This window comes from Frankia sp. ACN1ag, from assembly GCF_001414035.1.
GTDB lineage: Bacteria > Actinomycetota > Actinomycetes > Frankiales > Frankiaceae > Frankia > Frankia torreyi.
In genome coordinates this window covers 1-3,402 of record NZ_LJPA01000078.1, presented here as the reverse complement: position 1 = coordinate 3,402, position 3,402 = coordinate 1, and the positions used below count along the sequence as shown (strand labels likewise).

Annotated in this window: 1 protein-coding gene and 2 pseudogenes; all 3 read right to left on the bottom strand. The window is 77.0% G+C overall.

Annotation, left to right across the window (positions count from 1 at the left end; all coding sequences use genetic code 11):
* Nucleotides 1–1,536 (bottom strand): annotated as a pseudogene (locus UK82_RS41920) (polyketide synthase dehydratase domain-containing protein); the annotation flags it as partial.
* Nucleotide 1,537: 1 nt separating this feature from the next.
* A pseudogene (locus UK82_RS41185) lies at nt 1,538–2,091 on the bottom strand (hypothetical protein); the annotation flags it as partial.
* Between the two features lies 1 nt (nt 2,092).
* On the bottom strand, nt 2,093–3,221 hold a 1,129-nt coding region (locus UK82_RS41180), incomplete at its 3' end, for an acyltransferase domain-containing protein (protein WP_396230692.1).
* Nucleotides 3,222–3,402: the final 181 nt, after the last annotated feature.

Below are 3,402 nucleotides of genomic sequence, written 5' to 3'. Positions count from 1 at the left end.
TGGGTGATGAGGTGGTGGGCGAGGTGGTGGGCGAGGGTGCCGAGGCCGCCGGTGATGAGGACGGTGCCGTCGGGGTCGAGATCCCAGCCCGCCGGGTCGGCGTCGTCCGAGGCCGGGGCGGTCGCGGCGCGAGCCAGGCGTGGGGCGTGGATGGTGCCGCGGCGCAGGGCGAGCTGGTTCTCGCCGCTGGCCAGGGCGGTGACGAGCGCGGCCGGGAGGGCGGTGGCGGATCCCGGGTCGCGGTCGGTGTCGAGCAGCAGGATGCGGTCCGGATGCTCGTTCTGCGCGGTGCGCACCAGCCCCCACAGGGGTGCGGTGGTGAGGTCGACGTCCTCGCCGGCGATGCTGACCGCGCCCGAGGTGAGCAGGGCGAGGGGCACCTCGGCCCAGCGGGGCTCGGCGAGCCAGCGTTGCAGGAGCGCGAGGGTGTCCGCGGCGGCGGCCCGCGTCAGCGCCGGAACCGTGGCGGGGTCCGCGGCCGAGTCGGTCGCGGCGGGGGACGCCGCGCGGGGAGCGACGACGACCAGATCGGGCACCGCGGAGCCGGCGTCGATCCGGGCGGTCAGCTCGTCAAGGTCTGCGACGATGTCGACGTTGCGACCGGCCGAGCGTAGCGCCGCCGCGACCGGGGCCAGGTCCGGGTCGGCGACCGGACCGACGAGGGCCCAGGGACCGGCGGCCGACCCGCCCGCCGTCCCCTGGCCGACGCTGCCTGTCTCGGAGCCACCGGTCGGGGAGCCACCGGTCGGGGAGCCACCGGTCGGCACGGCCGGGAGTTCCGGCCAGGTCAGAGCGAACAACGCGTCGTGCCGGGGTCCGGGCGCCGAGCGGATCTGCTCGGCGGTGACCGGACGCAGCGCCAGGCCGGCGACGGACACGACCGGGGCGCCGGTGCCATCCACCGCGGTGAGGGTGATCTGGTCCGGGCCGCTGACCCGCAGGCGGACTCGCAGCCCGCTGGCGCCCGACGCGTGCAGCCGCACTCCGCGCCACACGAAGGGCAGCCGGGTGCGCCCGGCGCCCGTACCGCTGCCGTCCGCGGGTCCCGCGGAGTCCGCCGGGCCGGCGAGGGCCGTCGCGGCGTCCGGCAGGCCGGTCAGGTGCAGTGCCGCGTCCAGCAGCGCGGGGTGCAGACCGAAGGCGCCGGCGCGGTCGAGGGCGTCCGCGGGCAGGGCGACCTCGGCAAGCAGGTCCTCGCCGTCCCGCCACGCCGCTCGCAGACCCTGGAAGGTCGGACCGTAGGCCAGCCCGGCCGCGGCGAACGACGGGTAGAGATCGCCGGTGTCGACCCGGACGGCGCCCGCGGGTGGCCACACCGCCGACGACCCCGCCGATGACCCCGCTGTCGACCCCGCCGGCGATCCTCCGGCGGCGTCCGCCGCGCCGTCCGCCGCCTCCGGGGCGCGTAGCACCCCGTGGGCGTGTCGGTTCCACGGTGCCTCCGCGGGCGCGTCCTCGGCCCGAGTGTGGATGCTGACCGGCCGGCGACCGCCGCCGTCGGGTGCACCCACGGTGAGCTGCACCTGGAGCCCGCCGNGTTCCGGCAGCACCAGCGGCGCCTCGACGATCAGCTCCTCGACGACGGGCACGCCCGTCTCGTCACCCGCCCGCACCGCGAGCTCCACCAGAGCCGTGCCCGGCAGCACGACCGACCCGAACACGACGTGGTCGGCCAGCCACGGGTGAGTGCGCAACGACAGCAGACCGGTGAACACCGCCCCGTCCGAGTCCGCGAGCCGCACGGTGGCGCCGAGCAGGGGATGGCCGGCGGAGCCCAGCCCCAGCCCGGCGGCGTCGCCGCTGGGCGAGATGGACGAGGCGTCCAGCCAGAACCGCCGCCGCGCGAACGCGTAGGTCGGCAGGTCCACGTGCTCATGGCCGGATCCGGCGTAGACCGTCGCGGCGTCGAGGCCGGCCCCGCGGACGTACGCCTGCGCCAGCGAGGTGTGGATCTTGGTGAGGTCGCCGGTGTCGCGGCGCAGGGTTTCGGTGATGGCGACGGGGCCGGGGAGGTCGGGGGTGGTGTCGAGGGTTTCGGCGAGGGCGGTGGTGAGGACGGGGTGGGGGCTGATCTCGATGAACAGGTCGTGGNCGTCGCCGAGCAGGGCGCGGGTGGCCGCCTCGAACAGGACGGGTTGACGCAGGTTGGTGTACCAGTAGTCGGCGGTGAGGGTGGTGGGGTCGATCCAGTCGGCGGTGACGGTGGACAGGATGGGGATGGTGGCCGGCTGGGGGCGGATGGGGGCGAGCGCGGTGAGCAGTTCGTCGCGGACCGCCTCGACCCACGCCGAGTGCGAGGCGTAGCCCACCGGGACGTCTCTGGTGCGGATGCCCTCGGCCCGCAGGCCGGCGACGAACTCGGCCAGCGCCTCGTCGCTGCCGGCGATGGCGGTGCTGGTGGGGCTGTTGAGGACGGCGACGGACACCGGGGCGGCCCCGTCGCGGAAGCGGGCGAGCCGCTCGCGGACCTGGTCGGCGGGCAGGTTCACCCACACCACCGCCCCCGGATCGGGCAGCGCGCCGAGGATCTGTCCACGCAGGGCGACCACGCGGGCGGCGTCGTCGAGGGTGAGGGCGCCGGCGATGTGCGCGGCGGCGATCTCGCCCTGGCTGTGCCCGACGACGGCGTGCGGGTGCACCCCGTGGTGCTGCCAGAGCCGGGCCAGGGCGACCAGCACCGCGAACACGGCGGGCTGCGAGACGTCGACGCGGTCGAGGGTGGGCGCGCCGGGCCGCTGCTGCAGGACGTCGAGCAGGTTCCAGTCGATGTACGGGGCCAGGGCGGCGGCGACGGCGTTGAGGTGCCCGGCGAAGACCGGACTGGTGGCGAGCAGTTCGCGGGCCATCGCCGGCCAGGCGGTGCCCGCGCCGGGGAAGACGAACACGGTGGTGGCGGTGGTGTCGGCGACGCCGCGCACGATGCGCGCGCCGGTGGTCGCGCCGTCCGGCGTCGCCACCCCGGCGATCACCTCCACGCCGGCCGTCCCCGCCGTCCCCGCCGCTCCGGCCGGCCCGCCGGAACCGGCGGCCAGGGCGGTGAGCCCGGCTCGGAACCCGGCCGGATCCTCGGCGACGACCACCGCCCGGTGCTCCAGCGCGGCCCGGGTGGTGGCCAGCGCCCGGCCGACGTCGACCGGGGCGAGCCCGGGATGCGCGTCGACGAACGCCGCCAACCTGCCCGCCTGCCCGCCGAGGGCCTCGGCGGTGCGCGCCGACAGCACCCAGGGCAGTGCCCGACCTCGGACGGCTGGGTCGGGGCCCGCGTCGTCGTCCCCGACCGCCGCGTCCCCGCCCGCCGGGATCGGGCCCTGTTCGAGGATGAGGTGGGCGTTGGTGCCGCTGATGCCGAAGGCGGAGACGGCGGCGCGCCGGGGTCGGTCGGGGGTGGTGGGCCAGTCGGCG